The organism is Bacillus cereus, assembly GCF_025917685.1.
GTDB classification, from domain to species: domain Bacteria; phylum Bacillota; class Bacilli; order Bacillales; family Bacillaceae_G; genus Bacillus_A; species Bacillus_A cereus_AT.
Genome location: NZ_CP089518.1, coordinates 1,802,829 through 1,829,824, shown reverse-complemented (window position 1 = coordinate 1,829,824; position 26,996 = coordinate 1,802,829). Strand labels below are relative to the sequence as shown.

The following is a 26,996-nucleotide window of genomic DNA, read 5'->3' as shown; positions in this document are numbered from 1 at the left end:
CCTCCTCACATCACTCTTTTACGACTGCCATTATAAATCCATCATACCCTTTACTTCCGACAGTTTGAAGCGCTGTAGCACTTACACGCGGTTCTGCAGCTATCAATTCATAGAAACGACGTATCCCTTGTACACGAGGATCGCTGTTAGTATTGTCAATTACTTCACCTTCACGTACTACGTTATCCCCAATAATTACGGTACCAGGGCGTGATAGTTTCAGTGCCCATTCAAAATAAGCAGGGTTATTTTGTTTATCTGCATCTATGAAAATAAAATCAAATGGTTCATACTTCTCATTTTCTATTTGCTGTAAAGAATGTAGTGCTAATCCTGTTCGTATTTCAATTTTATCATTCAAATTGGCACGTTCAATATTGCTACGTGCAATTTCGGCATGCTTTTCACTTGCTTCCAATGTAACAACTCGACCTCCAGATGGCAATGCTCTTGCAAGCCATATCGTGCTATATCCACCTAAAGTACCAATCTCTAAAATGTTACGAGCTCCTTGAATTTGTACTAATAGTTGCAAAAACTTCCCTTGCGTTGGCGATACATCATGTGTTGGCAAATTAGCTGCAGCGTTTGCTTGAAGGACTTCTTCTAATGTAGAATCTTTCGGTATTAATACATCACTCATATATTGATCAACAGCCGTCCATTTCTCAATCGTACTCATGTAAATACCATCCCCTTAAAGTTTTTTTATCCTTTTCTACCATTCACACTTGATTATACCGAAAATTTCGTTTCACACACAAAAATAAAGAAGGGACATCCACTCCATTACAGAATAGATGTCCCTTCTTTGTTGATAAATGTAGCCCTTACGGATTAGTAGACCAAAGTCCTGCTGATTTAATAAATGTACGTTTATTTAATTTCAGCTGTGCTACGATAAATTCTGCAATATCTTCTGCTTGCATTACTTTATCAGGATTTCCATCAGTTAACCCTAAATCTACAGCCATATCAGTCGCTACTGTACTTGGAGTTAAAGCCGTTACACGAATGTTATGTTTACGAACTTCCATCGCTAACGATTCTGTTAAGCCAAGAACACCAAATTTAGAAGCACTATATGCACTTGTTACAGGCGCGCCTTTTTGTCCTGCTGTAGATGAAATGTTAATAATATCACCAGATTGTTGTTCAATCATGCTTGGTAAAGCGGCGCGAGTTGCATAGTATACACCCATTAAGTTTACTTGAATGATTTTTTCCCAATCAGCAACTTCTAGTTCTAAAAACTTACCGAATTTAGAAATACCAGCGTTATTAATTAAAATATCGATAGATCCTAAACCATTTTTTAAAGTTTCAATTGCAGTCGTTACTTCTTCATATGAAGATACGTCAGCAGTGGCAATAACAGCTTTTACGCCTTCTGCTTCCACTTCTTTCGCAACTGCTTTTAAGTTTTCTTCTGAACGAGCTAAAAGACCTACATTTACGCCCTCTTTCGCTAATGCGATTGCTACAGCGCGACCAATCCCTCTACCTGCTCCTGTAATTAAAGCATTTTTACCTTGTAATAATTCTGCCAAGTATAACACTCCTTAATCATCTCAGTTGTTTATTATATTAAAAGTGTATCTATGTTTATGAAAAAAGGCAATGATGCACTTTCATGTGCGTAGGTTACTTATAGGTAACCATAGTAGCTATATATACATTTTTAAAGAAAAATAGTGTTAGAAATCTTTCCTCCTAACACTACTTCTCTTCATATTTAGGAATACGCACAATAAATTTTGTACCATTCCCTTCCTCACTCTCGACTTTTATTTCTCCATTATGAAGGTCGAGTACTTTTTTTACAATTGCTAAACCTAAGCCACTTCCTCCATAAGCACGGTTTCGTGAAGAATCGGCTTTATAAAAACGCTCAAAAACATGTTGCTTCTGCTCTTCTGATATACCAATTCCCGTATCATGAATACTTACTTCTAGGAATTCCTTATGTTCTTTTAATTGGATTGTAATCGTACCACCACTTGGAGTAAATTTAATACTATTATGAATTAAATTGATCCATACTTGACTCACACTTTCTTGGTCGGCAGTAATTTGCACTTTTTCTAAATCAAGGTCTAACTCAATTTCTTTTTCAGCCCACAGCGGTTCACTATTTAATACAATTTGCTTTAACTGTTGATCTAATCGATAACTCACTCTTTCTGGTGTATACTCTTCTGATTCTAAAAGTGTTAGCTTTAATAGATTTTGACTCAGTTTAGATAATCTCGTTGTTTCAGTTTCAATAATGGTAAGATAGTGCTTTCTTTTTTCCTCAGAAAGATTATTATCTTGCAGCGCTCTAGCAAACCCTTTTATAGAAGTTAATGGTGACTGTATTTCATGAGAAACATTCGATACAAATTCCTGGCGCAGTTTCTCCATTGCGTTCAGTTCATCTGTCATATCATTGATACTCTTTACGAGTACACCAATTTCTCCATCATACTTTTCTTCATTTCGTATTTTTACAGAGAAATCTCCTTTTGCAATTTTTTGTATCGGTTCAATAATAGTCCAAATCATTGCCTCTCGCTTCGGTCTCATTAAAATCCCGATTAATGTCCAAATAAGAACAATAAAAACAAAGCCAACCATATCACTAATTAGAAAAGTAATAAAAGGCGATACGTTTATTTCCAGAGCTTTCATGACACTAGACGATACAAAAAAGGCTATAGACCAAATTATAGTAAGAAAAGTAAAGAGCGCTACTATCGCCCCCATTACTTTTAACATCTTCATCTTACTCATTCTTTCTCTTTTTCTCATTTACTTACCTCTAAGCGATACCCTAAGCCCCTTATCGTCCTTATACTAAACTTCGATAACTCTTCTTGAAACTTTTCACGCAATCGATTAATATGAACGTCTAGCGTGCGTTCATTCCCTTCAAAATCATATCCCCATACATCTTCTATTAATTGCTCTCTTGAACAAGTTCTTCCCGCTTTAGATCCTAATGTAAAGAGTAATTCAAATTCTTTTAACGGCAACGTCACCGTTTGTTCTCCGGCGTTAACTTCAAATGTTTTACGATTTAACAGTACATTCCCAACTTGAATAGATTGCGATACTGTAATTTGATAACGTTTCAACAATGCCTTCACTCTCACAACTAATTCTAAAGGATCAAATGGTTTTACAAGATAATCATCTGTTCCGAGGTGAAACCCTTTTATCTTTTGAGATGTTTCACCTTTAGCAGTTAACATAAGAATCGGTATATCATAGTATTTTCTTAATTCATAGCATAAATCAAACCCATCCATATTTGGCATCATAATATCAAGAATCGCCATATCAACTTTCACTTCTTCTATTCTTCGAAGAGCATCTAATCCATCAACAGCCTCATATGTTTGAAAACCTTCTCGTTCCAAAAATACAGAAACAAGTTCTCTAATGTGCGGATCATCATCTACAATTAATATTTTAGGTATCAAGGAATCATCCCCTTTCTGCTTAACATACTTTTTAGCACTCTAAAATTAACAATCAGTGAAGTGTCCCCCCACTGATTGTTTTCATTCTATAATGCTCCTTCTTTAATTTTCAATTGTTGCATTGCAAATTCACGGTACATGTCGTGTGTCCGTAATAACTCATCATGTGAGCCACTTCCTGTAAGATTCCCTTTTTCAATAAAGATAATTTTATCTGCATCTACAACAGTAGAAAGTCTATGCGCAATAACTAAAGTTGTTCTACCTTTCATTAAGTTATTTAACGCCTTCTGAACAACCGATTCGGATTTACTATCAAGACTTGAAGTCGCTTCATCTAACATAAGGATTTGCGGATTTCGTAGTAACGCTCGAGCGATCGCAATTCGTTGTCTTTGCCCTCCAGAAAGCTTCACACCACGCTCTCCAACTTCTGTTGCGTAGCCGCTCGGTAAATCATGAATAAACGCATCAACATATGCCATTGCTGCCACTTTTTCAATTTCTTCATCCGTCACTTCATTCTCAACACCGTAGCAAATATTATCACGAATCGTTCCATCAATTAACGGACTATCTTGTGAAACGTAACCAATTTGACGTCGCCATGACTGTAATGAATAGGCCGTAATTGGTTCTTCTCCTAATTTTATTACACCATTAGTCGGCTCATAAAAACGTTCTAATAGCGAGAATAAAGTTGTTTTCCCACTACCACTTGGTCCTACAATCGCTGTTACTTTTCCAGATTCAATCGTGAAATCGATATTTTTCAATACTTTCTCATCTTCGTTATACTCAAAATTCACATTTTCAATAACGATCGACTGCTTTGCATTTGTAACTTTCACACCAGTTTCATGGTCTTCTACTTCATATTCTAAAATCATATTAATTCTTTCAGTTGCACCAATTGCCTTTTGGAATTGTGTGAAAAACATAGATAATTGACTCATTGGCATTATAATTTGAACTAAATATAAAATAAACGCTACAAGTTCTCCTGTTGTTAATGCGCCACTAGAAACTCGCATTCCACCATACCCTACGATAATAACAAGCAACGCCATTAAAACAAACGACATAACTGGTGAAATTAACGCTTGCACTTTTCCTTCTTTCAAACCAAATTGCAATAACTTTTGGATACCTGTATTACCTGTTTCATATTCTCTTTTTTCCGTATTTGAAGATTTCACTAAACGAATTTCTGATAACACCTGTGTTAACACACTTGTAAAAGAAGCTGTTTCATCTTGAAGTGCTTTTGAAATCTTATACATTTTCCGTCCAAGTGGCACTAAAATTAGTACAGATAATGGAATAACCGTTAAAAGTAATGCTGTCATTTTCCAATCTAAAACAAATAATACAATTAACGATCCAATAATTGAGATACCGCCTGTTAATAAGTTTGACAAATGCTCAGAAATTAATGTTTTAACAACACCTGTATCATTTGTCATACGACTAATTGTATCTCCAGTTCTATTTTGATCATAATAAGACACTGGTAAAATAAGTACCTTTTTCCACAATCGTTCTCTAAGTCCAGCTACAATTTTTTGTCCAATATAATTCAGTAAATAAATTGACAATCCTGCAGCAATTGTTTGCATAATAAAGAATGCGACTAACCCAACAATTTGTCCTGTACTAATTGAAGAAAGCGAAAAATTATCAACTAATCCTTTTGTTAACATCGGAATAAACAAACTCGCTCCAGTAGAAAGTAAACTCATTAATAATGCAAAAATAAGAATACCTTTCGGTGGATTTGTATCTTGAATAAGACGTAAAAACTGCCTCCAATTTCCTTTTTTCTTTTCTGTATTCCCAACTTCCATTGTCGTTCATCTCCTCGTTTTCAACAAAACTATGATTTCTAAAAATAGAATACGATATAAATGTAAACTGAATGTAAACACACTTTTTCTATTTTTACAAAATATACATATAAACTCATCTTTACAACAGATATAAACATCTGATATTATTACCTGGTACTTAATATTATTCTATGCAAATGCTAGACTAGGCATAGAATATATATATATAACGGATTTTCTTAATTAGCCAATTTAAAATACTAAATAAATCTCCAGTTACTGAAAGGAGTATCCTTTTTGCAAACAAATAAACATTCTGAAAAGGAAACAATTATTTTTATTCATGGATTAGTTGGAAATCGCCGTGCCTTCAAAAAAGAGCATAAACGATTTTCTGCATACTACAACATTATAACTTATGACTTATTAGGCCACGGAGATGATAAAGGAGAAGCTATCGACTTTTCAATACAGCGCCTCGTAGATCAATTGTTGAACTTGTATGAAAAAGAGGGTATTAAAAAAGCTCATATTTGCGCTCTAAGCTACGGCTGTTATATCTCTACGACATTTGCGCAAATGCATCCTGAAAAAGTATTAAGCATTTGTCATATTGGTGGACATTATAATAATCCTTCCCGTTTATATAATGTTTTTCAGAGATTTTGGGAAAAACGCGGGGATGAATATTCAGCTTGGCTTTCTCAGTATGCAAATACTATTTTCCCAAGTGGGATATTAAAGGCTAATCCATTCGCTGTAATTTCAAGAAATATTTATTACCGTTTCGGATTACAATTACACTCTTCCATTATTGCTGAGTCATTACGACATCGCTTAGAATTCGACTTGAAATCTAAATTAAAAGCACTTCCCCATCCTATATTATGGGTGATGGGGGAACATGATCATCTCTATAAGTCTTGTCTCTTTGATTTAAAGTCCATTCTTCCGAACGTTTTATATAAAGAAATTCCATTAGCAGGACATGCAGCAAACCTATTCCGCCCAAACTATTTCCATGATTTATATGCTAAATTTTTACATGGGAAATTAAAATAAATGCTTCTATATTTGTAATCTATCCAAATATGAAAAAGGCTTCCCAAGTTTCCCTGGAAAGCCTTTTCTCTATACAAAAAGTATAAAAAATACTTTTTTTTAGTATGCTTTTGTGTAACCTGTTAGGTGTTTAGCCCAGTAAGAGTTATTAACTGAACTAATTCTTACACCAACACTTTCATTTTCCGCACTAATGAACTGACCGTTTCCTAAGTAAACACCCATGTGAGAAAGACCTGGTTTATAAGTGTCAGAGAAGTATACTAAATCACCTGGTTGTGGATTGCTAGTTTTTGTTTTAGAGCTCCAGTATCCAGCAACTGTTTGACGAGCGCCTGAATGACCAGTTTGATTTAATACGTAGTGAATGAATCCACTGCAGTCGAAACCAGCAGTAGTTTGACCACCAAATACATATTTTGAACCATTTAAAGATCTAGCGAATCCAGCGATTGAAGATGTATCTCCACCTGTTGGTTTTTGTACTTGGTTCGTGCCTTGGTTCGTGCCTTGGTTCGTGCCTTGGTTCGTGCCTTGGTTCGTGCCTTGGTTCGTGCCTTGGTTCGTACCTTCGTTACCACCAGTAACTACATTGTTCACTCCGCCTTTTACAAACTTAACAAAGTCTGCACTTACGTAACCAGTGCGGCCATTATGGTTAATTTTATACCAACCATTTTCAGCGCCAGTAACGTTTAATACTGTACCATTTGTTACCCCACCAATTACAGGGTTATATGTAGCTGGACCTGTACGTACTTTTAAAGCACCTGTGTTAACAACATATGATCCACCAGTTTGAACTGTAGTAGTATTGTTGTTTGTAGTTGGTTGCTGAGTTTGGTTAGATACAGCTGAACCACCTTTTGTTACGAAGTCTTTGCTTACGTATCCAGTTCCACCATTGAAGTTAATTTTAAACCAATCTTGAACTTCACCTACAACTTGAACTGTTTTTCCTTTATTTACAGAACCTAAAACAGTATGAGATGTACTTGGGCCTGTACGTACGTTTAATGAAGAAACGTTTACTGTGTAAGTACCTGTTCCTTGCTGAACAGTAGTAGTAGTTCCTTTATTGCCACCAGTTGTTACGAAGTCCCCACTTACATAACCTGTTTGACCGTTTACACTAACTTTGAACCAACCGTTTTCTTGTCCAATTACTTGAAGTACTTGACCTGATTTCACTTTAGAAATAACGTTATGTCCTGTACCAGCACCTGAACGTACATTTAATACATCAGCTGTTACTGTGTATTTTAATTCAGAAGTTGTTTCTACCGTTTTTGTTTCAGTTACAGTCGTTTGAGTTTGAGTTTGTCCATTAATTTCTTTTAGCGCATCATTTGAAACTTGTGCATGAGCAGAATCCATTCCAGGAACTGCTACGCCTGCTACAGACGCTGCTGCTAAACCTGCGATTACTTTTTTCATAAGTTGTCTTTACTTCCTTTCCCTACTATCCTCTTGAGAAAAAACTATAAACTTAATACTTTACAATATTATCAAAGTAAAATATTCATCCAGTTCCATTTTTTAGCAAGAGTTTTATTTTTCACACGTCGTTTATTTTAAACGATTGAAGTGAATTTCGTGTGAACTTCATGTGAACTTTACCATTAAACAGTGTGTTTTTGCAACGATTTTTTCAAATTTCTTATGTATTACATCAAAATTTAAAATTTCATACGTTATTTCAATATAGATTTTACACTTTCTATCTAATACTGAAATTCCATTAATCTAATACATAAACACAATATATTTTTCTAGAAAGTTCTTTTTCATGGGGCACACTCTTATCATGACAAAAAAACCCTTATTTATTAATAGTATAATATATTAGGAAAATGAATTCTCAATACTATGTATGATTTTAAACAAAGTGATGATTTGTAAGATTTCACACACGAAAATTTCATCCGACTTGAGAGCATTCCCCTTCCAAAAACACAATTGATTATTTTTCCTCTTCTAAATATGGAATTATTAGGGTTTTATTGATAGAATATATATAATCACATACAAAGAGGAGTTGCATTTGTGGAAAAAATAATAGACGATCACATAACTAATAATATCGAAATTTACTATATACTTACTCACTTATTATCATTTGCAACATTTAAAAAGGTACACACTATTGAAACAAAGAAAAATGAATTAAAAGAACAGATGAAAACAATTCAGCATACAAACTCCTACCATGTATAAAAAGGTGAACAGATTATATCTCTGTTCACCTTTTTATTTTATTTGTAAATTTTCACACGAGTTTCTAATGACTGATATTCTTTATCTCCTGCCGAAGCTACCGGTTTACCAAATGGCATTTGCGCAGTTAACTTCCAGTTTTCAGGTACATCCCATTCTTTTTTTACTTCTTCATCAATCAACGGATTATAATGCTGCAACGTAGCACCAAAACCTTCAATCTCTAACGCTGTCCAAATCGCAAATTGCACCATTCCAGAAGATTGCTGAGACCATGTAGGAAAATTATCTTTGTATAGTGCAAAGTTCTCTTGCAAACTTTCTACTACTCTACTATCTTCAAAATACAAAACTGTCCCATAGCCACTTTTAAATGCATTCATTTTCTCTTCCGTAGGTGCAAAATTATTTTCAGGTACAATTTTTCGTAACGTTTCTTTCGTAACATCCCATAATTTGTCGTGTTGTTCACCTAGTAATACAACAACTCTTGCACTTTGAGAATTAAAAGCCGAAGGTGTATGTTTCACAGCATGATAAATCACTTCTTGAATTCTTTCATCAGAAACTACTTGCTCTTTACTAATCGCGTAAATAGATCTTCTGTCTTCAATTGCTGAGTAAAAATCTTTTGCCATCACAATTCCCTCCAATTTTTATTTGAGGCAGTATCGTCTGTATGAAGCATATAACGCCTCCTAAACTTATTATTAATAAGTTCTTAACTTAATAATATCAACAAAAAAAATCAAATTCAAATGATATCACTTAAGTTTTTACTCCCAATACGTCAAAGAATAAAAAAACAGTCTATTGTCACCAACATCAAGGTTCAATAAACTGTCCGCTTTATTTTTATAACAATCTAATTCCCTTATTTCTTCACCTAATTAAGCAATTGAAATGCATAGGACATTAATTTATTTGTTTCTGTAAAACGTTTTGTTTTCCCCTTCGTCCCCATAACAACTGTAATGATGCGATTATCGCCTTGTTTTGCAGTACCTGTAAAACAATACCCTGCGCTATCTGTAAATCCTGTTTTTAATCCGTCTATTCCTTCTATATATAAAGCTTTATTATTTTTGTTTAACATTTCATTTGTGTTTGTAACATTAATATTATTAAATGCTAACTGACTTTGACGTAAGTGAGTCACTTCTAATATCTCTGGATAGTCTTTTATAAGATGATACGCTAATTTCGCTACGTCAGCTGCTGTCATTTTTGTTTCACTTCCGTCGGGCTCCTGTAATCCGGAAGCATTCGCGAATTTAGCTTTATCTGACATTTCTAACTGCTGGGCTTTTTCATTCATAAGTTCAACAAAGTTTTTCTCTGTCTGAGCTACATGTTCTGCTAAAGCGACAGCCGAATTATTAGCCGACTCAATCATTAACGCATGGTATAAGTCCTTAACAGTTAATGTATCATTTACTTGCATCGGGATTTTTGCACCCTCTGTTTGTGCCGATTTCGCACTTATTTTCACTGGATCTTCCCAGCGTACTTTCCCATTATGTATACTCTCTAAAACGAGATATGCTGTCATCATTTTTGACATACTAGCAGGGGCAACAGCTTCATTTTCATTATTTTGATAAATAACTTCTCCATTACTCGCATCGATAATAATAGCTGCTTTTGCATCAATTTCTGGTGGTATATATTTTGGTGGAACTACTTTTTCAGATAGCCCTGTTTTAGGTAGCTCTGCCACTTGTAAAGGCTGAGTATCTACATTTGTTTCACTCTTTTGAACTCCTTGGAAAAAGAACCAACATATACCTAGAGTTACTACTAATAGGATTGTTAATCCTCCCCATTTCAACCGCTTCATTCTAAAACTCCTTTAGCAAACCTTTTATACACTCATGTTTAACCATAACAACAATTACTTTATATCGTCAAGGTAAAAAGCATATTTATTCATCTACAGCAATTATAATTTCAACCTCTTTCTCTTTTTCATATGTGTTACACTAAAAACAACGAAATATAAGAATATTCAATAACATCTAAGCGCAAAAACACTATAAATAGAAAGGATTTATACAAATGATACTTCCAAAAGCATTAAAATATGGCGATACAATTGGCATCTACTCTCCCTCTTCACCAGTAGCCCATACTTCTCCAAAGAGATTTGAGCGAGCAAAATTATACTTACAAAAGAAAGGATTTCATATATTAGAAGGTTCACTAACAGGTCAATATGATTATTATCGTTCAGGGAGCATTAAAGATCGTGCTGAGGAACTAAATGAATTAATTAGAAACCCTAACGTTTCTTGTATCATGTCGACAATTGGGGGAATGAATTCAAATTCATTATTACCTTATATTGATTATGCTTCTTTTCAAAAAAACTCTAAAATAATGATTGGCTATTCAGACGCAACAGCATTATTACTAGGAATTTATGCAAAAACAGGAATTCCTACATTTTATGGTCCAGCACTCGTTCCTTCTTTTGGTGAATTTGAGCCTTTCGTAGATTGCACATACAAATATTTTGCGGATACTTTATTAACTGATCAACACCTTCCTTACAACATAAACCAGCCGTTATTTTGGTCAGATGAATTGATTAATTGGGAAGAAAAAACGAAAGAAAAAGATCTTCGACCGAACAATTGGATTTCAGTAATAGGTGGAAAAGCTACTGGACGTATTATTGGTGGGAATTTAAACACTTTACAAGGTATTTGGGGCAGCCCTTATATGCCACACATTCAAGAAGGTGATATTCTCTTTATTGAAGATAGCTCAAAAGATGCAGCTACTATCGAAAGAAGTTTTTCATTACTTAAAATTAACGGCGTTTTTGATAAAGTTTCAGGTATCATCCTTGGAAAACATGAGCAATTTGATGATTGTGGTACAAATAGAAAACCTTACGAAATATTATTAGAAGTATTACAAAATCAAAAGCTTCCTTTTCTAGCCGATTTTGACTGTTGTCATACTCATCCAATGATTACTTTGCCAATAGGTATTCAAGTAGAGATGGATGCAACAAATAAAACGATACAAATAATAGAACAGTGGAAAATCTAACTCCACTAACTCTATTATTTTCAGCTCTAAATCTACATATTGCCTTCTATTGTTTTACATTAGAAGACATGATACTATATATTTTGGAATATGAAGAAATAAACAAAAATCATTTCAATATGCCTTATATATAATAAGAAGCTATTGATTATATACATCGAGTTTACATACGTGTATATAAAGTAAAAGAGAGTGAATATATGAAACCAACTATTAAAAACTATGTATTTTTACATGTGGCCTTCTTGATATATTCTATCATTATGGTCTACATGAAATGGGCAGCTCAATTCCCTATTGCATCAATTTCATTTTTTATTGCTTACTTCGGACTTGTTGTACTTTTATTCGGATACGCAATTCTATGGCAACAAGTCATTAAGAATTTTGAAATTTCTAGAGCATATTCACACCGTGGAATTATAATACTATGGTCAATGCTTTGGTCAGTATTCCTATTTGGAGATACGATACAGTGGAATCACATACTTGGCGCAGCTATTATTATCGTCGGAATTGTGGTGGTGACAAAAGATGAATAGTTATATGCTATTATTGATATTCGGGATAATTTTAGCCAATTACTCACAAATATTATTAAAAAAGGCTACTTTACAACAATACGATTCTAAAATAAAAGAATATGTGAATCCTTATGTTATCATCGGCTACTTTTTATTTGTAATTAATGCCGGATTAAATGTGATCGCCTTAAAGGGCTTGGCATTAAAGCAAGCATCTGCATTAGAATCATTAAGTTATATTATCATTTTAATTTTTAGTTGGTACTTCCTAGGAGAGAAAATAACGAAACGAAAAATCATTGGCAACATTATTATTGTCATTGGTGTAATCATCTATTGTATACAATAATAAAAAGATCCGTTTATCATAAACGGATCTTTTTATTATTGCCCTAAATTTTGAACCTTATCTTTCAAATCCTGAACTTGTTCTATCGTCTGCATAAGCTCAGAGTTTTTAAACTGCTCTACATTCATTTTCCCTTCCTCTATCTTTTGCATAGAGGTATCAATTAATGTATTTAACTTTTCATTATACCCGACGATTTGCTGGTGAAGATCCTTCGCTACATCCGGTGGTGTTAATTCATTAAAAGCTGGTATATCTTGTTTAATTTCAGTAAGTTTCGTTTCTAGTTCTTTTCGAGCTTCTTTATCATTAACAGCCTTTTCAGCTAATGCTGGCGCTTCATTTGCAAATGCACTTATTTCATTTACATAGTCTGTCGCTTTTTGAGCATAGTCTATAGAGTTCTTCCCTTCCTCTACTAACGAACATCCCATCAAACCAATTGAAACTACAATTGAAAGTAACAGTATTTTTGTAAACTTCATTTTGACCTCCCAAATATTTTCCATACTTTTATTCATTTATAAACACTTTGTTTTCTTCTTATACACCTTATCACATCATATCTTATTTTTTAATCTTCCTTTTATACATTCTAGAAAAATCATTATTTTCCTGTTCAACATGCACCTCGAAACTATCTTCATATAAATATAAAAACAGACATACTTATTTTAAGTACGTCTGTTTTCAAGGTCAGTATGACTCCCACTAATTAAAGTTTCTCTTTATCCTCTCACATGCCCTATTACTGTTAGAATATCTATGTCTATATGTACACTAATAATATCTTCTATAATGTCCGTATATCCTTGGCCTAAAGGTGTTCCGTAATGTAATAAAATCTCTTTTTTTTCATAAACTGACTTCGGTACTGTAAAAATAAATTTCCTCATATTCCGCTCATCAGCAGGCTCCAGAATTAAAACAATGCCATCCTCTTCAAACATATTAATCACGCCTTCCAACAATCCATTCACTATGGCTCAAGTATTGCCTTGAAAGGATAGGTTTTAAACACCCTTTCTAACAATATATAACCAATTCATGATCAAGTAGCTTATACGACCTATATGATTTCACCACAAATACAAAAACACAAACCTTGAACTATCAAGAATTTGTGTTTTTTTGCATGTCATTCTTATATACCTTTATCAAGCTCGTATAACCTACGATATTTCTCATTTTCTTTCAGTAGCTGTTCATGGCTACCTTGCATAGCGATTTGACCACTATCAAGGAAAATAACTTCATCTACATGTTCAATTCCTACAAGATGATGTGTAATCCAAATAACAGTCTTTTCTTCTGTTGCAGAAAACATTGTTTCTATTAAGGCTAATTCCGTTTTAGGGTCTAAACCGATAGTCGGTTCATCAAGTACAATGATTGGTGTTTCTTGCATAAGGGTTCTCGCAAATGCTACCCTTTGCCTTTCTCCGCCAGAAAACCTCTTTCCCATTTCATGCATTTTTGTTTGTAATCCATCAGGAAGAGAAGCAATGTGTGGTGCTAGCTGCGCTTTCTCTAAAGCTTTCCATATCTCTTTATCATTAGCCTCTGGTTTACCGATCCGCACATTATTTCCAATTGTCGTATCGAATAAATGTGGTTTTTGGTTTAATACAGAAATATATTTTGACAAAAGATTCGTATGAGCTTGTTCACCATTCAATATAACTTGGCCACTCACCGGACGTAACGCCCCAGTTAACAGTTTTAGTAAAGTAGATTTCCCTGTTCCACTTCTACCTAAAATAGCAATTTTCTTTCCTGCTTTTATTTGTAACGAGACATCTTTTAATACAGTCTCGTTACTATCTGGGTAACTATACGATATATGATTCAGTTCAATATCTACATGTTTTGGTGCAACGTAATCTTTATCTCCATGCAAATCCATTTCATCATGTAAAACACTTTCACTTTCTACACGATTAAGACGATGAGCAGATTCTACATACGATGGGATTCGATCGATGGCATCTGAAATAGGAATAAGCGCATTCGTTACAGATAAAGTCATTAATACGAAAGCCGCGATAACTGTAGGTGCAATCTGTTCACTTGACGCTTCATTCCCAGTCCATATAATCATTAAAATAACTACAATCCCTACTACTAAATGAATGAGACTGTCTCGAATATGATACCAGCGTTTCACTCTCTTCTCCGTTTTTAACAATTGATCATTTTGCTCTACATACGCATTAATAAATTCATTTTTTCTACCACTCGCCTGCCAATCAGATAACCCAAATACTACATCTGTCAATTGTTGATACAAACGATTTCTTCCTTGCTTCAAAGCGATATGATGTCGTTTCATTAAAAGCAGTGATACAAACGGAAGAAGAAAAACGATAATAGCTAACATACAGCCTGCAATGAGTGCAAATACTAAATCAAATGCACCGATAACAAGTACGAAGATGCTATATACAACTAACGCTAATATACTAGGAAATATTGTTCGTAAATATAGATTCTGTAAATGTTCAATATCCTCAGACAATACACCTAGTACATCACCAGTTTGAAAGCGTGAGCGGAAAAATAACGCCTGTGGTTCTACAATTCTATATAGTTTCGTTCTCATTTTTTCTAATATACGTAGTACAACATCATGCCCAACTAAACGCTCTAAATAATGAAAGACCGCTTGTCCTATACTAAATGCACGCGTTGCGACAATAGGAACATATACAGCCATTACATTTTCTGGTCTGAGAGCAGATTTAGAAATTAAATAACCTGAAATAAAAAGTAACATCGCACCCGAACTAACCCCAAGAAGCCCCAGGAAAATAGTCAAAGTCATTCTACCTTTATTTTGCTGTATATAAGGCTTAATCCAATTACTCATCGCTCTCCCCTCTCTTCCCTATGAAAATGTAATGTCTCATTCTTTAAATGTTCTTCATATGTTCCACTTTCTTTAATTTCCCCTTTATTTAAAATAAGAATATGATCCATTTGCTTCATCCAATGCAGACGATGCGTTGCAAGAAATACTAACTTACCTTCAAACAGACGTAACATCGATTGCTTTATTTCAAATTCAGTTTCAATATCAAGATGTGCTGTAGGTTCATCTAATAAAATAATTGGCTTTTTACTTAAAAGTGCACGTGCCATAGCGACACGTTGTTCTTGTCCGCCACTAAGCATACGTCCACCTTCTCCAATTCTTTCGTACATCCCATGTGGTAATGATGCAACTAGCGAACGAAGGCCCACTTCATTTATAACTCTCTCAACTTCTTCATCAAGTGTATTCGCTTCATAGAAACAAATATTATCTTTTAACGAAAGTGGAAAAATATAAGGTTGTTGCGGAATATAAGCAATGTTTTTTTGCCAATCTTCTCGAGTAGATGCGTCAATTTCCACACCATTTACAATCATATTTCCACCAGACGGATTTAGAAATCCTGCTAACACATCGATTAGCGTTGATTTCCCTGCCCCACTTTCACCAATAATGCCTATAGCACCGTTACCTTGCCAAGTAAAATCAATTCCCTCTAATATAGCCTTTTCAGATTCATCATTATTTACTTTTACATCTTGTAATTTCAAGCTACTAGAAGAATTCCATACTATATCTACATTTGAATCCTTCTTTTCTATTTCTTTTTGTTTCTGTAGAATTTCTTCTATTTGCTCCATTGCAAGTTGTCCATCTAATGTAGCATGATAATTCGCTCCAACTTGCTTAATCGGCAGAAAATATTCCGGCGCTAAAATTAAAATCGTAAGAGCTGGTAACAGTATAATTGTCCCATCTATTAACCGTATCCCTAATCCAACTGCTACAAATGCAATTGATAAACTCGTAAAGAAATCTAATGCAAAAGAAGAAAGAAAAGCAACTCGCAAAGTACGCATCGTTGCTTTTCTATATCGTTTACTCACTTTTTCAATCTTTCCTTCGTGCTGTTTACTTTTCCCTAAATACTTTAATGTTTCTAACCCTTTTAACGTATCTACGAAATGATTAGAAAGTACACGATATGTTTCATATTGGCTATCCGCCATTTTCTGCGCTGCTAATCCTAGAAGGATCATAAATATAATCACAATCGGAATCGTTACAACTAAAATGATTCCAGACTTAATATCCAGTGTAAAAACATATAGAACAATTAGTCCTGGTACGATACTACTTCTAATCATTTTAGGAATTGTTAATTCAATATAAGTTTTGAATTTCTCAATACCTTCTATCGATAAAGTAACCAGATGACCAGTCCCATTCGTTTGGACAAATCTAGGTCCTAATGTAAAATATGCTTCTATTAACTGTTTACGTAATGCCAATCCTGTTTTTTCAGCGAAACGCTCAACCAATATTTGCGATGCGCGCACCAACATTTGGCGTGCTGCAAACATAACTCCAAAATAAACAGTTTCATTTAGCACAGCTTGCACTGTTTCTCCATGAAATAAAAATGTGATTGCTCGTGCTAAAAACACTGTCTGCGCAATGATACTACACGCCTCTAAAATGCTAATAAGACTTAAAGTCACATATAAAACTCGGCTACCAGGATACGACGGAAGTCCTCTTTTTCTTTTCATTAGTACTCCAAATCTTTGTCTGACTTAACAGGTTGTCTAAATACATAGAAACTCCATATTTGACTACCGATAACAAACGGTAAAATAGCAAGAGAAAAATAGCTCATCAGTTTTAATGCATAAGGTCCTGATGCCGCATTATAAATTGTCAAATCATTTACCGCTCCTAATGAGCTAATCATGACACGCGGGAACATACCGATGAACACACTTGCACTTAGCAAAATGATTGTTAAACTCGTCATAAAGAAAGCCCAACCATCTCTTCTTCTTTTATTTAATAAAGTAGAAACAAATAGCGCTACAAAAGCTCCAATTGGAACCATTAGCCACTCTGAACCATGTGTGGTGAAAATATCTGTTTTCCATAACCCTACAGCTGCAAAAACAAGAAGTGTTATTAATGCAAAAGGTGCAATCTTTGTCGCGGCAATACGTGCACGTTCTCGTAATTTTCCTGTTGTACGTATAGTAAGAAATTGCAAACCATGAACAATACATAGAAGAAGAAACATAACTCCTCCAAGTAACGCAAATGGGTGAAGTAATTTCATAAATCCGCCTACCATATTTTTACTTTCATCAATTGGTACACCTGTCATAAAGTTTGCGATCGCAACTCCCCAAAGTATAGGAGGTAGCATGCTTCCAATAAACATGCCCCAATCCCAGAAACTTTTCCACTTATGGTTTTCTATTTTCGCACGGAATTTAAAGGAAACGCCTCTTATAATTAAAGCAAGAAGCATAAACACAAACGGAATATAGAACCCACTAAATAAAGTTGCATACCAGTGCGGAAATGCCGCAAACATAGCACCACCAGCACAAACAAGCCATACTTCATTTGCGTGCCAAAACGGTCCAATTGTATTTAAATATATTCGCTTTTCCAAATCGTTCTTTCCTAAAAACCTTGAAACGATTCCTACACCAAAATCGAAACCTTCAAGTACAAAGAACCCAACGAATAAGGTTGAAATAATTAGAAACCATAACTCATTAAGAGATAACATACTCTTCCTCCTTATCAAATGGATCATGGCTTTGATAATCCTTTTTCGTTTTCTTATTCGCATGTCCTTTAATGATACGAACGAATAAGTAAACAGTAATGCCTCCAATAATTACATATAATGATGTGAATGAAACAAGAGAGAATAATACTTCTCCAAATGTAACGTTTGGAGATACTGCATCTTCTGTTTTCATAACACCGAAGACAACCCAAGGCTGACGTCCCATTTCAGTCATAATCCAACCTACTGTATTTCCGATAAACGGTAGTGCAATTGCATATACCATTAATTTTAAATACCAAGTTTTTTCAGCTAAACGATCTTTTCTTGATAAGAACCAGCCGTACACTCCTAAAAGAAGCATGAATGTTCCACTCATTACCATCGCTCTAAAACTCCAGAACATAATATGTACTGGCGGAATATAATCCCCAGGTCCATATTTTTCTTCATATTGTTTTTGAATTTGATTCATTCCTTCTACTTGACCGCTAAATTTATCGTATGACAATAGACTTAGCATATAAGGGATTTGAATTTCAAACGAATTTTCTTTCTTCTCTGTATCAATTTTTGCAAATACTGTAAATGGCGCAGGATCTTCACTCGTATTCCATAATGCTTCAGCTGCTGCCATTTTCATTGGATGTGTCTTAATTAAATTTTGTGCTTGTGCATGACCGAAAAATAATACCAATGCTGTTGAAATTGTTCCGACAACGATAGAAACTCTGAAAGACTTCTTAAACACCTCAGTCTCTTGTTGTTTTGCAATTTTCCATGCACTAACACCAGCAATAAAGAATGCGCCTGTTGCAAGTGCCGCTGTAATTGTATGCGGGAATTGCACCCATAGTTGTGGATTTTGAATAATTGCCAAGAAATCATTCATCTGCGCACGTCCATCTGCAGCCATTTCATATCCTACCGGGGACTGCATAAATGCACTTGCAGTTAAAATCCAAAATGCTGATAACATTGTTCCTATTGAAAGGAGCCAAATACATAAAAGGTGAACTCGCTTCGGAAGTTTATCCTCACCGAATACCCATAAACCTAGGAATGTAGACTCAATGAAAAATGCTAATAAACCTTCAATTGCCAGTGACGGTCCGAAAACATCACCAACAAAACGTGAATATGTTGACCAGTTCATACCAAACTGAAATTCTTGTAAAATACCCGTTACAACACCTACTGCAAAGTTAACAAGGAATATTTGTGTCCAAAACTTTGTCATTTTCTTATAAACTTCTTGTCCCTTTACCACATACAACGTTTGCATTAACGCAATGATAAAAGCTAAACCAATAGATAGCGGAACGAAAAAGTAATGAAAAATCGTTGTAGATGCAAATTGTATTCGTGCCAATTCGAGCGTTTCCATGCTAAATTCACTTCCTTCATAATTTTTTATATCGTAATATCGATTGAATTCACTTCATAACGAACAATTCAATCATTTGGAAATACAAAAAGATAAATTCGTTTATGTACTTTCTGAAAATATAGATTGTCAGTTTTTTAGATAATTACAAAAGAACTTTCTTCATACGATTTACCTTTTCACTATTTCAGTAGTGTTTTATTCGTTAATCGAATTGTATAATATACTTACATAATAAATTCAGGTGATTTTTGACGTATTATTGACAGGATTTTGTCTGAAATATGTCTTTTGTAATTTTTTTGAATTAGATTTCTCACATTTTAAAAACTTGTTTTTCAAACATACAACAGACTCTTATATCAATTATTATTACGTTTTTCTCTTCATGCGCTTGACTTTCCTCTTAAAAAATGTCCTCAAATCAAACCTGGAAACACGCTATATTTTTGTCAAGAGAAAAATGTATTTACAAAATTCAAATTAAGAATATTGTTATTCACAAATAGAAAAACCCTTTCCTTTTTTAGACTAAAAATTCATTTTTTCGTCATTTTTCAAAACTGAATTAACATAAAAAATACCGAGAGTCAGCTAGACTCCCGGTATTTTCCAATTATTTTGCTATGTGCTTTCTAACAGCCGGCATAATTTCAGTTGCAATTAATTCGATGTTTTTCTCAATCTTATCAAATGGTACACCGCCAAAATCAATTTGTGCCATAAAACGTTGTTGCCTAAATAACTCATGTTGATACAGCATTTTTTCAATAATTTGTTGCGGACTACCAATCATTAACGCGTCACGATAATCTACTGCATTAGTAAATTGTTGTTTTGGATACCCACCACCACGTAGTGCAAGCATACCAGCATGAATATGAGGATAATATTCACTAAGTGCATCTTGTGAATTTTCTGCTGTATAAAATAAACTTGTTGTAGCAATTGGTAATGTTGCTGGATCAAAACCACTTTGTTCAGCAGCTTCACGATATGCATCCACCGAAACTTTAAAATTAATGGCTGGGCCACCAAGTGTCGTAAGCATCATTGGTACACCTGCGTGACCTGCCTTAATTGCACTAGCAGGTGGCCCTCCAACAGCACGCCAAATTGGCATATTGTTATTTTTTGCTCTCGGTATAATTGTCGCATGTTCAAGCGGCGTTCTAAACTGCCCTTTCCATGTTACACTTTCTTCTTTACTTATTTTTAATAAAAGATCCATCTTCTCTTCAAATAGTTCTTCATAATAATTTACATCGTAACCCAGTAAACTATATCCCCCAATACGAGATCCACGACCAGCAACGATTTCCGCACGACCATTAGAAATTAAATCGATTGTAGCAAAATCCTCATATACACGAACCGGATCTGACGTGCTTAATACTGTTGCAGAACTCGCGATTTTAATGTTTTTCGTAGTTTGTGCAATAGCTCCTAAAATAACTGTATGAGCTTGCGTTGTAAAATGCGCTTGATGACTTTCACCGACAGCAAACACATCAAGTCCAGCTTTATCTGCTAACTTAGCTGTTTCAATTAGTTCATGAATTCTTTTTTCTGCACTTATTTTCGAACCATTATGCGGATTTAAAATGTGATCTCCAATTGAATATAATCCAAATTCAATTCCTTTACTTGTATCAATACGGTATTTTTCCATAGTTGTCCTCTCCCTTTTAATCAAGTGGTATTAATTTCTCTTCAATCTCTTTTCTTCTCTCTTCTAAAAATGGTGGTAAATCTAGCTCTTTTCCTAATTCAGCAACTGCTGAATCTACAGTAAATCCTGGTCCATCCGTCGCAATCTCAAATAAAATTCCATTTGACTCACGGAAATATAAACTTTTAAAATAAAAGCGATCGATAATCCCAGTTGATTGGAACCCTTTATCTTTCACAGCTTCATTCCAATAACTCAGTTCTTCATCATTTTTTACACGAATAGCTAAATGATGAATACTTCCTTTTCCAGGTCTTTCACTCTCTCCCTCTTGCTGTTTCACCAAAATTTCTCCAAAAGATTGACCGGCAATAGATTGATAAATCCCCTCATCATCTGAACGAGATACTTCTTTATAACCAAATAAACCTGTTAATGTTTTTGATAATTTATTTAAACTGCGCACTGTCATTTCAACTGTTCCCATACCTAAAATACGATGATTCTGCTCTACAGAAGAGTCATCCCATGCAGTCCAATATTCAGGTACCTCTTCACCGTTATTATTTAGTAGCACTAACCGTAGGCCATCTGGATCTTCAAAGTGCAGTGCGTCTCGGCTGGCGTAAGTTGTAATTTCTCCATGCGCCACTTGAAGCGACTCAAAACGTTTCTTCCAAAATGTAAGGCTTTCTATTGAAGGTACGAGCAAACCTATTTGCGTTATTGCATTTGTGCCACGGATTGTTCTTCCTACATTCGGCATTTCAAAAAATGATAATTCAGTTCCGGCACTCCCTGTTAAATCGCCATAAAACAAATGATACATAAATGGATTATCTTGATTGACTGTCTTTTTCACTCGGCGTAATCCTAAAATATCTCGATAAAAATCATTATTCGTTTTCGCATTTTTAGTCACCATAGAAATGTGGTGATGTCCTGGAATTGTATACATAAAACTTCCTCCTCTTTATCACTTGATTAGTCAATTGAATGAGTAAAAAAAATTACTCATTCGGTAATTCTTTTTTTTCACTATGCTTATGAACTTTTGTCATCAACTCGTATAGTATTTTCTGCTCTTCTTCATTTAATACATCATCAAAAAATGATGATTGAAATGCAAGTTGCTCTGGCAATGCTCTTTCTAAAGCCTCTTCCCCTTGCTCTGTAAGACTAATTGTTTTCGTTTTCCAATCTTGTTTTCGTATAATATATCCTTCTTTTTCAAGACGTGTTAACATTCGAGAAATACCGCCTTGTGTAACGGTAACCTTTTCTGCTAACTCCATTTGTGTTAATGGCTGATAAGTCCGTATTTGCAAAAGCACATCAAATTGAGCTGTCGTTAAATCAAAACGTTTTAAAAACTCATTTGACATTTGATTACTTTGGTTCGTAAATCGTATTAGGCGTAACCAAATTAATGATCCTATCGTATTCTCACGCATGTTTCATCACTTCCTAGCGTTGATCTTACTATCACTTTACCACTCAAGTGATAGTAATGCAAGTAGAAATACGTTAAAAATATCTCCCAAAATCATTATTCTTAATTTTCCATTTCATTCATTGCTATATTTAAAGCTGCCACAGCTTTTGGCCAACCAACGTAAAAAGCCATATGTGTTATTAATGTAACTAATTCATTCTCCATCATCCCATTTTGTTTAGCTAGCTTCAGATGAAATGGTAATTGTTCTATATTACCCAGACTGATTAATGCCGACAATGTACATAAGCTTCTTTCTCTTAATGTTAAAGCGGCATCCCCCCACACTTCCCCAAATAATATCTCTTCACTATAATGAGAAAATACAGGTGCTATTTCTCTCATTTTCTTTGGAATATAAAATTCAATTGGTTCATTCATCATTTTGCTCCCTTCATTTTTACCAATTGTGCCATCCCTTGACCAAATGACCAGTTTTCAGCAGCTGTCTCATGTAATGTAATAAAAATGTCAGTAACTTTTACGTTGGAATATTCTGAAATCCCAACGGATATAGATTGATACAAACCTTTTTTCTGTTGCACTGTTCTTCCAGGTCCACATGTAATAGAAACATGAATCATATTCTCAGTTCTCATTTCTCCTCTTTCCAACAAATAATATGGATTATACAAAAATTGTTTTCGTTGATAAGGTAAAAACATTTGAAAATAATCATTTTCAGGGATGTTAAAATGTTCAATTAATGAAAGATGGATACATTCACCTATCTTTTTCAACTCTTCTTTATTTAATATATTTTCATTATAATAAACGTTCACAAAAGGCATACATTTTCATTCCTTTTTCTTAATTTAGCATTCAACAACATATCATCGTGAAATATGTAAAATCTCATAAATAGTAACATCGTCCATTACATCTATTTCAGGCTTTTCCTTATAAAAACTGAATTGACTATATCCCCACTTATCCGGATTATAAACTATTACATTTCCTAAACATTTTTCTATGTTTTGCACATTTTCATTTACTTTATTTAATTGCGTCCCAATCAGCGATTTACTTGGAGAAATACTTCTTGCATATTCAACAGCATATCTACTTTTTCTAAAATCATTACTTAAATTAACAATTAATGGAACACCTATATTTATTTGTTGCCACCCAAACGATTGCAAAATATTATCGTAATACCCTTCAAAGATAAATTTGTTCATCCCTTCATGACCATTCCAAATATATAAAGGTGCATAACAATTATGGAAATCCCCATACTTACCTGCCTCAGCAATTAAATAAGCCTTAAAATTCAACCCTTGAAAACCATCCGTTTTATAACCATTCTTTTTCACCCTTTCTCTAATAGTCCCCATATCATAATCTTTTGGCAAAATGACCTTATATTGCATACCAATCATGTTTATCACTCACTTTCAATCTTATATACATAATGATAAACCGATGATCGGATGACGTAAAATAGGTATAAATTATGTTTGGTATCATTTATAATGATACCGTATAAGGGGCTGAAATGAATGGAAATAAATGATCTTATCATATTTAAAACTGTAGCTAACGAAGGATCTATTAGTAAAGCTGCTAAAGAGCTAGGCTATGTACAACCAAATGTAACTGAGCGAATCAAAAAATTAGAACAAGAATTAGAAACACCTTTACTACATAGAGATAACAAAGGTGTTTCCCTGTTACCTTCTGGTGACATTTTATTAGACTACACGAATAAAATATTAGCTCTTTTAGAAGAAGCGAAAGATGAAATTAAAACAAGTACTTCTTCTTATGTAATAGCGACGTCACAATCTATTTTGACTAATTATTTAAGTATGCGTATTAAAGAAAATTTCAGGAATTATCAAATATATATAGAAAGTAGTAGCCATTTACAAAAACTACTACAGCAACAAAAAGTTGATATGGTCATAACTTATGAGGATTATCCCGACGCAGCGTTTAAAAAAGTATTCACCACTTCAGTTTCTGTAGGCTTATTAAAAGCGAAAGAACAGTGTAACATTGACTTTTCAAAAGAACTTTTCTTTGTTAGTAACGATAAAAAGTGCCCTTTTAGAAATATGACAATACAATTTCTAAAAGAAAACAATCTATCCCAGCATCAACTTCAACAGTTAGATTCTTATTCGCTTATTGAAGAGTTTATTGTTGAGGGAAATGGGATAGCTTTTTTACCGATTAGAAATGATAAATTAGTTCCAGTTGAAAATGTCGCGGTTGAAAAACTACCTATTAACTTCTTCACAACTCGAGACTTAGAAAAAGCGATTCCTGGTGAACTATTTAATTAATAAAGAGGCTACACTTGTCGTATTTTACGGGTAAATAGATATCCTTTTTCGAATCGCTAATATAACCTTCATATACTATCGGCTTAATACAATAAAAAGGGATGTTACCTAGTTAATATGTTTAACTACTAGGACATCCCTTTTCATCTTGAAGACTTATTTTACACGTTCTGTTCCACCCCTGTACTCTTCTCCTTCTTACTTCTTTTAAAATTCTTCAACTTCTTAATCGTTCCAACTAATCCTTTTGGAAAAACTAATAACACGATAATGTATAATAAACCTAGAATAATCGTCCATCTTTCAAAAATCGGATATTCTGTTGCTAGTTCTGATAAATAATATTTAAGTGATTCAATAATTCCAGCTCCAGCAATGGCTCCTATTAACGTTCCAACTCCTCCAATCATTGTCATCAATAATGCGTTTAGCGTCATTTCAATTGAAAATACCGTCGTATTTACAAAACGCAATGTGATGACAAATAAACCACCGCTAATTGCCGCTACTACTCCTGCTACTACACTTGCGATAATTTTATAATGAAGAACTTTATATCCAAGTGCTTCAACGCGTTGTTCATTTTGTGAAATGGCCTTTAATACTTTTCCAATTGAAGACTTTGTGAAAAGACGTAACAAGATGAAAATGACGATTAGACATATAAATGTTATATAATAAAATGTAAAACGATCACGGAATATATTTGGTACACCAAATGTAAATCCATCTCCTCCGTGAGTCAGTGAACGCCATTTTTCAGCAAGTACAAAAAACAGCTGGGAAATAGCGAGCGTTAACATTGCATAAAAATGACTTTTCAAACGTAATGAAAGCATACCAATTATATAACTAACGATGGCTGATACAATAATTGCGGCTGCTATTCCTATAAAAAAGTTTGTGATAGACACCCCTTGCCGATCAAATAAGAGTGCCACACCATACGCTCCTATTCCAAAGAACATACAATGACCGAATGAGACAATGCCTGTATAGCCAAGTAGAACATCAAAGCTCATAGCGAAAATAGCGAAGATGAAGATTTGAGTGAACAAAATTAACAAGCTCCGTGAATCATTTACGAATGGAAATACACTTAAACAAATGAGCATAAAAACTCCGAAGTATACTTTAATTCGATCCGATGTGCTGTTCACCGTTTCACCCCTTTTCACCAACAAGTCCAGTTGGCTTCACTATTAAGAAAAATAGTAACATTAACATATTAATTGCAAGTGATAAATCCGGTATAAAATATGCTGTAAAAGCACCAGCTAATCCAACAATTAAAGAAGCGATTGCTGAACCTTGTACGCTTCCTAATCCTCCTATTATCACTACTATAAAAGCTAAAATCGCATACTGCATACCCATCTCGGCGAAAATAACACCAGAATACGGTGCTAATAAGAAGCCTCCCAAAGCCGCCATCCCTGCTCCTAGTAAAAAGACGAAAGAAAATATCGCTTTTACATTAATACCGAGCGCTTGAACCATCTCTTTATCCATTACACCTGCGCGAATCATAAGACCTATCTTTGTTTTTTTGAGCAATAATAGTAAGGCAATGTAAATGATGATCCCAATTAAAATAACGAATAGACGATATTTAATTAATATAACGCCTTCAAATGTATAACTACCTTGTAACCATAACGGTAATTTAGCACCAATTGGATTTGGCCCCCAAAATACTTTAATACATTCACTAAGTACAAGCATTCCTCCAAGCGTCACAAGAAGCTGGCGAACATGATTTCCATATACCGGTCTAATAAGGAACCTTTCTAAAATGAATCCAAGAAACATCCCCATAGCAATTGCTCCAATTAAAGCGAGTAAATAGCTTCCAGTTGTATTAAATATCCATACACCTGTAAAAGCTCCCCATGCAAATAACCCACCATGTGCGAAGTTTAGAACGCTCATTAAACCGAAAATAAGTGAAAGACCTGACGCTAATAAAAAAATGAGCATCCCTGTTGAAATCCCATTTACAAATAAATTGATTAACACATCCATCCTTCTCACCCC

Annotated in this window: 27 protein-coding genes; 5 read left to right on the top strand and 22 right to left on the bottom strand. The window is 34.3% G+C overall.

What is annotated here, in order from left to right:
* Nucleotides 1-10 precede the first annotated feature (10 nt).
* The 5 genes from LUS72_RS09510 to LUS72_RS09490 form a co-directional block, all read right to left on the bottom strand.
* Nucleotides 11-682, bottom strand: coding sequence for an O-methyltransferase (locus LUS72_RS09510; RefSeq protein ID WP_097832466.1), 672 nt, complete (start codon nt 680-682; stop codon nt 11-13).
* A 148-nt stretch (nt 683-830) separates the two neighbouring features.
* A complete protein-coding gene (locus LUS72_RS09505) occupies nt 831-1,550 on the bottom strand; it encodes a 3-ketoacyl-ACP reductase (RefSeq protein WP_002012353.1) in 720 nt (239 codons plus the stop codon).
* Nucleotides 1,551-1,719: 169 nt separating this feature from the next.
* A complete protein-coding gene (gene hitS / locus LUS72_RS09500) occupies nt 1,720-2,793 on the bottom strand; it encodes an envelope stress sensor histidine kinase HitS (protein WP_141533447.1) in 1,074 nt (357 codons plus the stop codon).
* Entirely contained in the window at nt 2,790-3,467 is a 678-nt protein-coding gene (gene hitR, locus LUS72_RS09495) for an envelope stress response regulator transcription factor HitR (RefSeq protein WP_097832467.1), read from the bottom strand. Before hitR ends, hitS begins: the two co-directional genes overlap by 4 nt.
* An 86-nt stretch (nt 3,468-3,553) precedes the next feature.
* Complete coding sequence (locus LUS72_RS09490) at nt 3,554-5,314, bottom strand: ABC transporter ATP-binding protein (RefSeq protein ID WP_097832468.1); 1,761 nt, start codon at nt 5,312-5,314, stop codon at nt 3,554-3,556.
* A gap of 279 nt (nt 5,315-5,593) precedes the next feature.
* Here LUS72_RS09490 and LUS72_RS09485 point away from each other — a divergent pair, with 279 nt between their 5' ends.
* Nucleotides 5,594-6,358, top strand: coding sequence for an alpha/beta fold hydrolase (locus tag LUS72_RS09485; RefSeq protein WP_097832469.1), 765 nt, complete (start codon nt 5,594-5,596; stop codon nt 6,356-6,358).
* Nucleotides 6,359-6,457: 99 nt separating this feature from the next.
* On the opposite strand, the gene entFM is transcribed toward LUS72_RS09485, so the two are convergent.
* The 3 genes from entFM to LUS72_RS09470 form a co-directional block, all read right to left on the bottom strand.
* Nucleotides 6,458-7,795, bottom strand: coding sequence for an enterotoxin EntFM (entFM, locus tag LUS72_RS09480; protein ID WP_264448846.1), 1,338 nt, complete (start codon nt 7,793-7,795; stop codon nt 6,458-6,460).
* Nucleotides 7,796-8,613: 818 nt separating this feature from the next.
* Nucleotides 8,614-9,213, bottom strand: a complete 600-nt coding sequence (locus LUS72_RS09475; RefSeq protein ID WP_264448845.1) for a nitroreductase family protein — start codon at nt 9,211-9,213, stop codon at nt 8,614-8,616.
* A gap of 248 nt (nt 9,214-9,461) precedes the next feature.
* Nucleotides 9,462-10,415, bottom strand: coding sequence for a D-alanyl-D-alanine carboxypeptidase family protein (locus LUS72_RS09470; protein WP_264448844.1), 954 nt, complete (start codon nt 10,413-10,415; stop codon nt 9,462-9,464).
* Between the two features lie 218 nt (nt 10,416-10,633).
* Between LUS72_RS09470 and LUS72_RS09465 the strand changes: the two genes are divergently transcribed.
* The 3 genes from LUS72_RS09465 (at nt 10,634) to LUS72_RS09455 (ending at nt 12,508) form a co-directional block, all read left to right on the top strand.
* Nucleotides 10,634-11,635: a S66 family peptidase gene (locus tag LUS72_RS09465; RefSeq protein WP_264448843.1), complete on the top strand. Its 1,002-nt coding sequence runs from the start codon at nt 10,634-10,636 to the stop codon at nt 11,633-11,635.
* A 200-nt stretch (nt 11,636-11,835) separates the two neighbouring features.
* On the top strand, nt 11,836-12,177 hold the full coding sequence (locus LUS72_RS09460) for an EamA family transporter (protein WP_070141862.1): 342 nt from the start codon (nt 11,836-11,838) through the stop codon (nt 12,175-12,177).
* Entirely contained in the window at nt 12,170-12,508 is a 339-nt protein-coding gene (locus tag LUS72_RS09455; protein WP_097832475.1) for an EamA family transporter, read from the top strand. The genes LUS72_RS09460 and LUS72_RS09455 overlap by 8 nt, the downstream gene beginning before the upstream one ends.
* Nucleotides 12,509-12,543: 35 nt before the next feature.
* Here the strand turns inward: LUS72_RS09455 and LUS72_RS09450 are convergent, their stop codons facing one another.
* The 12 genes from LUS72_RS09450 to LUS72_RS09395 form a co-directional block, all read right to left on the bottom strand.
* A complete protein-coding gene (locus LUS72_RS09450) occupies nt 12,544-12,993 on the bottom strand; it encodes a DUF6376 family protein (protein ID WP_264448842.1) in 450 nt (149 codons plus the stop codon).
* 243 nt (nt 12,994-13,236) lie between these two features.
* Nucleotides 13,237-13,458, bottom strand: a complete 222-nt coding sequence (locus LUS72_RS09445) for a hypothetical protein (protein WP_097832477.1) — start codon at nt 13,456-13,458, stop codon at nt 13,237-13,239.
* 194 nt (nt 13,459-13,652) lie between these two features.
* Nucleotides 13,653-15,377 carry a thiol reductant ABC exporter subunit CydC gene (gene cydC, locus LUS72_RS09440; protein WP_264448841.1) on the bottom strand — a complete coding sequence of 575 codons (1,725 nt, stop codon included), beginning with the start codon at nt 15,375-15,377 and terminating at the stop codon, nt 13,653-13,655.
* A complete protein-coding gene (cydD, locus tag LUS72_RS09435) occupies nt 15,374-17,095 on the bottom strand; it encodes a thiol reductant ABC exporter subunit CydD (RefSeq protein WP_097832479.1) in 1,722 nt (573 codons plus the stop codon). Before cydD ends, cydC begins: the two co-directional genes overlap by 4 nt.
* Entirely contained in the window at nt 17,095-18,111 is a 1,017-nt protein-coding gene (cydB, locus tag LUS72_RS09430) for a cytochrome d ubiquinol oxidase subunit II (RefSeq protein WP_264448840.1), read from the bottom strand. The genes cydD and cydB overlap by 1 nt, the downstream gene beginning before the upstream one ends.
* Entirely contained in the window at nt 18,098-19,501 is a 1,404-nt protein-coding gene (gene cydA, locus LUS72_RS09425; RefSeq protein WP_097832480.1) for a cytochrome ubiquinol oxidase subunit I, read from the bottom strand. Before cydA ends, cydB begins: the two co-directional genes overlap by 14 nt.
* Before the next feature lie 616 nt (nt 19,502-20,117).
* Entirely contained in the window at nt 20,118-21,173 is a 1,056-nt protein-coding gene (locus tag LUS72_RS09420; protein WP_264448839.1) for an LLM class flavin-dependent oxidoreductase, read from the bottom strand.
* Between the two features lie 16 nt (nt 21,174-21,189).
* Nucleotides 21,190-22,131, bottom strand: a complete 942-nt coding sequence (locus LUS72_RS09415; protein WP_097832482.1) for a ring-cleaving dioxygenase — start codon at nt 22,129-22,131, stop codon at nt 21,190-21,192.
* Between the two features lie 52 nt (nt 22,132-22,183).
* Nucleotides 22,184-22,627 (bottom strand): MarR family winged helix-turn-helix transcriptional regulator, encoded by a 444-nt coding sequence (locus LUS72_RS09410; protein WP_001208967.1) that lies wholly within the window; start codon nt 22,625-22,627, stop codon nt 22,184-22,186.
* Nucleotides 22,628-22,728: 101 nt separating this feature from the next.
* On the bottom strand, nt 22,729-23,052 hold the full coding sequence (locus tag LUS72_RS09405; RefSeq protein WP_170961035.1) for a carboxymuconolactone decarboxylase family protein: 324 nt from the start codon (nt 23,050-23,052) through the stop codon (nt 22,729-22,731).
* On the bottom strand, nt 23,049-23,459 hold the full coding sequence (locus LUS72_RS09400; RefSeq protein ID WP_264448838.1) for a tautomerase family protein: 411 nt from the start codon (nt 23,457-23,459) through the stop codon (nt 23,049-23,051). Before LUS72_RS09400 ends, LUS72_RS09405 begins: the two co-directional genes overlap by 4 nt.
* Before the next feature lie 42 nt (nt 23,460-23,501).
* The gene (locus LUS72_RS09395; protein ID WP_097832485.1) at nt 23,502-24,050 is read right to left on the bottom strand and encodes a DUF4865 family protein; all 549 of its coding nucleotides are present in this window, start codon (nt 24,048-24,050) and stop codon (nt 23,502-23,504) included.
* 120 nt (nt 24,051-24,170) lie between these two features.
* Between LUS72_RS09395 and LUS72_RS09390 the strand changes: the two genes are divergently transcribed.
* Nucleotides 24,171-24,959 (top strand): LysR family transcriptional regulator, encoded by a 789-nt coding sequence (locus tag LUS72_RS09390; RefSeq protein WP_097832486.1) that lies wholly within the window; start codon nt 24,171-24,173, stop codon nt 24,957-24,959.
* 161 nt (nt 24,960-25,120) lie between these two features.
* Here LUS72_RS09390 and LUS72_RS09385 read toward each other — a convergent pair whose 3' ends face one another.
* Both LUS72_RS09385 and LUS72_RS09380 read right to left on the bottom strand, forming a co-directional pair.
* A complete protein-coding gene (locus tag LUS72_RS09385) occupies nt 25,121-26,074 on the bottom strand; it encodes a branched-chain amino acid ABC transporter permease (protein ID WP_097832507.1) in 954 nt (317 codons plus the stop codon).
* 49 nt (nt 26,075-26,123) lie between these two features.
* The gene (locus LUS72_RS09380; protein WP_000382784.1) at nt 26,124-26,984 is read right to left on the bottom strand and encodes a branched-chain amino acid ABC transporter permease; all 861 of its coding nucleotides are present in this window, start codon (nt 26,982-26,984) and stop codon (nt 26,124-26,126) included.
* Between the last annotated feature and the right edge of the window lie 12 nt (nt 26,985-26,996).

Coding starts and splice junctions, on each gene's coding strand:
- LUS72_RS09405 (WP_170961035.1), bottom strand. CDS start 23,052: ATGATGAATGAACCAATTGAATTTTATATTCCAAAGAAAATGAGAGAA.
- LUS72_RS09395 (WP_097832485.1), bottom strand. CDS start 24,050: ATGATTGGTATGCAATATAAGGTCATTTTGCCAAAAGATTATGATATG.
- LUS72_RS09390 (WP_097832486.1), top strand. CDS start 24,171: ATGGAAATAAATGATCTTATCATATTTAAAACTGTAGCTAACGAAGGA.
- LUS72_RS09380 (WP_000382784.1), bottom strand. CDS start 26,984: ATGGATGTGTTAATCAATTTATTTGTAAATGGGATTTCAACAGGGATG.
- LUS72_RS09410 (WP_001208967.1), bottom strand. CDS start 22,627: ATGCGTGAGAATACGATAGGATCATTAATTTGGTTACGCCTAATACGA.
- cydB (WP_264448840.1), bottom strand. CDS start 18,111: ATGTTATCTCTTAATGAGTTATGGTTTCTAATTATTTCAACCTTATTC.
- LUS72_RS09465 (WP_264448843.1), top strand. CDS start 10,634: ATGATACTTCCAAAAGCATTAAAATATGGCGATACAATTGGCATCTAC.
- LUS72_RS09415 (WP_097832482.1), bottom strand. CDS start 22,131: ATGTATACAATTCCAGGACATCACCACATTTCTATGGTGACTAAAAAT.
- hitS (WP_141533447.1), bottom strand. CDS start 2,793: ATGAGAAAAAGAGAAAGAATGAGTAAGATGAAGATGTTAAAAGTAATG.
- LUS72_RS09420 (WP_264448839.1), bottom strand. CDS start 21,173: ATGGAAAAATACCGTATTGATACAAGTAAAGGAATTGAATTTGGATTA.
- entFM (WP_264448846.1), bottom strand. CDS start 7,795: ATGAAAAAAGTAATCGCAGGTTTAGCAGCAGCGTCTGTAGCAGGCGTA.
- cydC (WP_264448841.1), bottom strand. CDS start 15,377: ATGAGTAATTGGATTAAGCCTTATATACAGCAAAATAAAGGTAGAATG.
- LUS72_RS09400 (WP_264448838.1), bottom strand. CDS start 23,459: ATGCCTTTTGTGAACGTTTATTATAATGAAAATATATTAAATAAAGAA.
- LUS72_RS09475 (WP_264448845.1), bottom strand. CDS start 9,213: ATGGCAAAAGATTTTTACTCAGCAATTGAAGACAGAAGATCTATTTAC.
- LUS72_RS09455 (WP_097832475.1), top strand. CDS start 12,170: ATGAATAGTTATATGCTATTATTGATATTCGGGATAATTTTAGCCAAT.
- cydD (WP_097832479.1), bottom strand. CDS start 17,095: ATGAAAAGAAAAAGAGGACTTCCGTCGTATCCTGGTAGCCGAGTTTTA.
- LUS72_RS09450 (WP_264448842.1), bottom strand. CDS start 12,993: ATGAAGTTTACAAAAATACTGTTACTTTCAATTGTAGTTTCAATTGGT.
- LUS72_RS09445 (WP_097832477.1), bottom strand. CDS start 13,458: ATGTTTGAAGAGGATGGCATTGTTTTAATTCTGGAGCCTGCTGATGAG.
- LUS72_RS09385 (WP_097832507.1), bottom strand. CDS start 26,074: ATGCTCATTTGTTTAAGTGTATTTCCATTCGTAAATGATTCACGGAGC.
- LUS72_RS09490 (WP_097832468.1), bottom strand. CDS start 5,314: ATGGAAGTTGGGAATACAGAAAAGAAAAAAGGAAATTGGAGGCAGTTT.
- LUS72_RS09470 (WP_264448844.1), bottom strand. CDS start 10,415: ATGAAGCGGTTGAAATGGGGAGGATTAACAATCCTATTAGTAGTAACT.
- LUS72_RS09460 (WP_070141862.1), top strand. CDS start 11,836: ATGAAACCAACTATTAAAAACTATGTATTTTTACATGTGGCCTTCTTG.
- cydA (WP_097832480.1), bottom strand. CDS start 19,501: ATGGAAACGCTCGAATTGGCACGAATACAATTTGCATCTACAACGATT.
- LUS72_RS09510 (WP_097832466.1), bottom strand. CDS start 682: ATGAGTACGATTGAGAAATGGACGGCTGTTGATCAATATATGAGTGAT.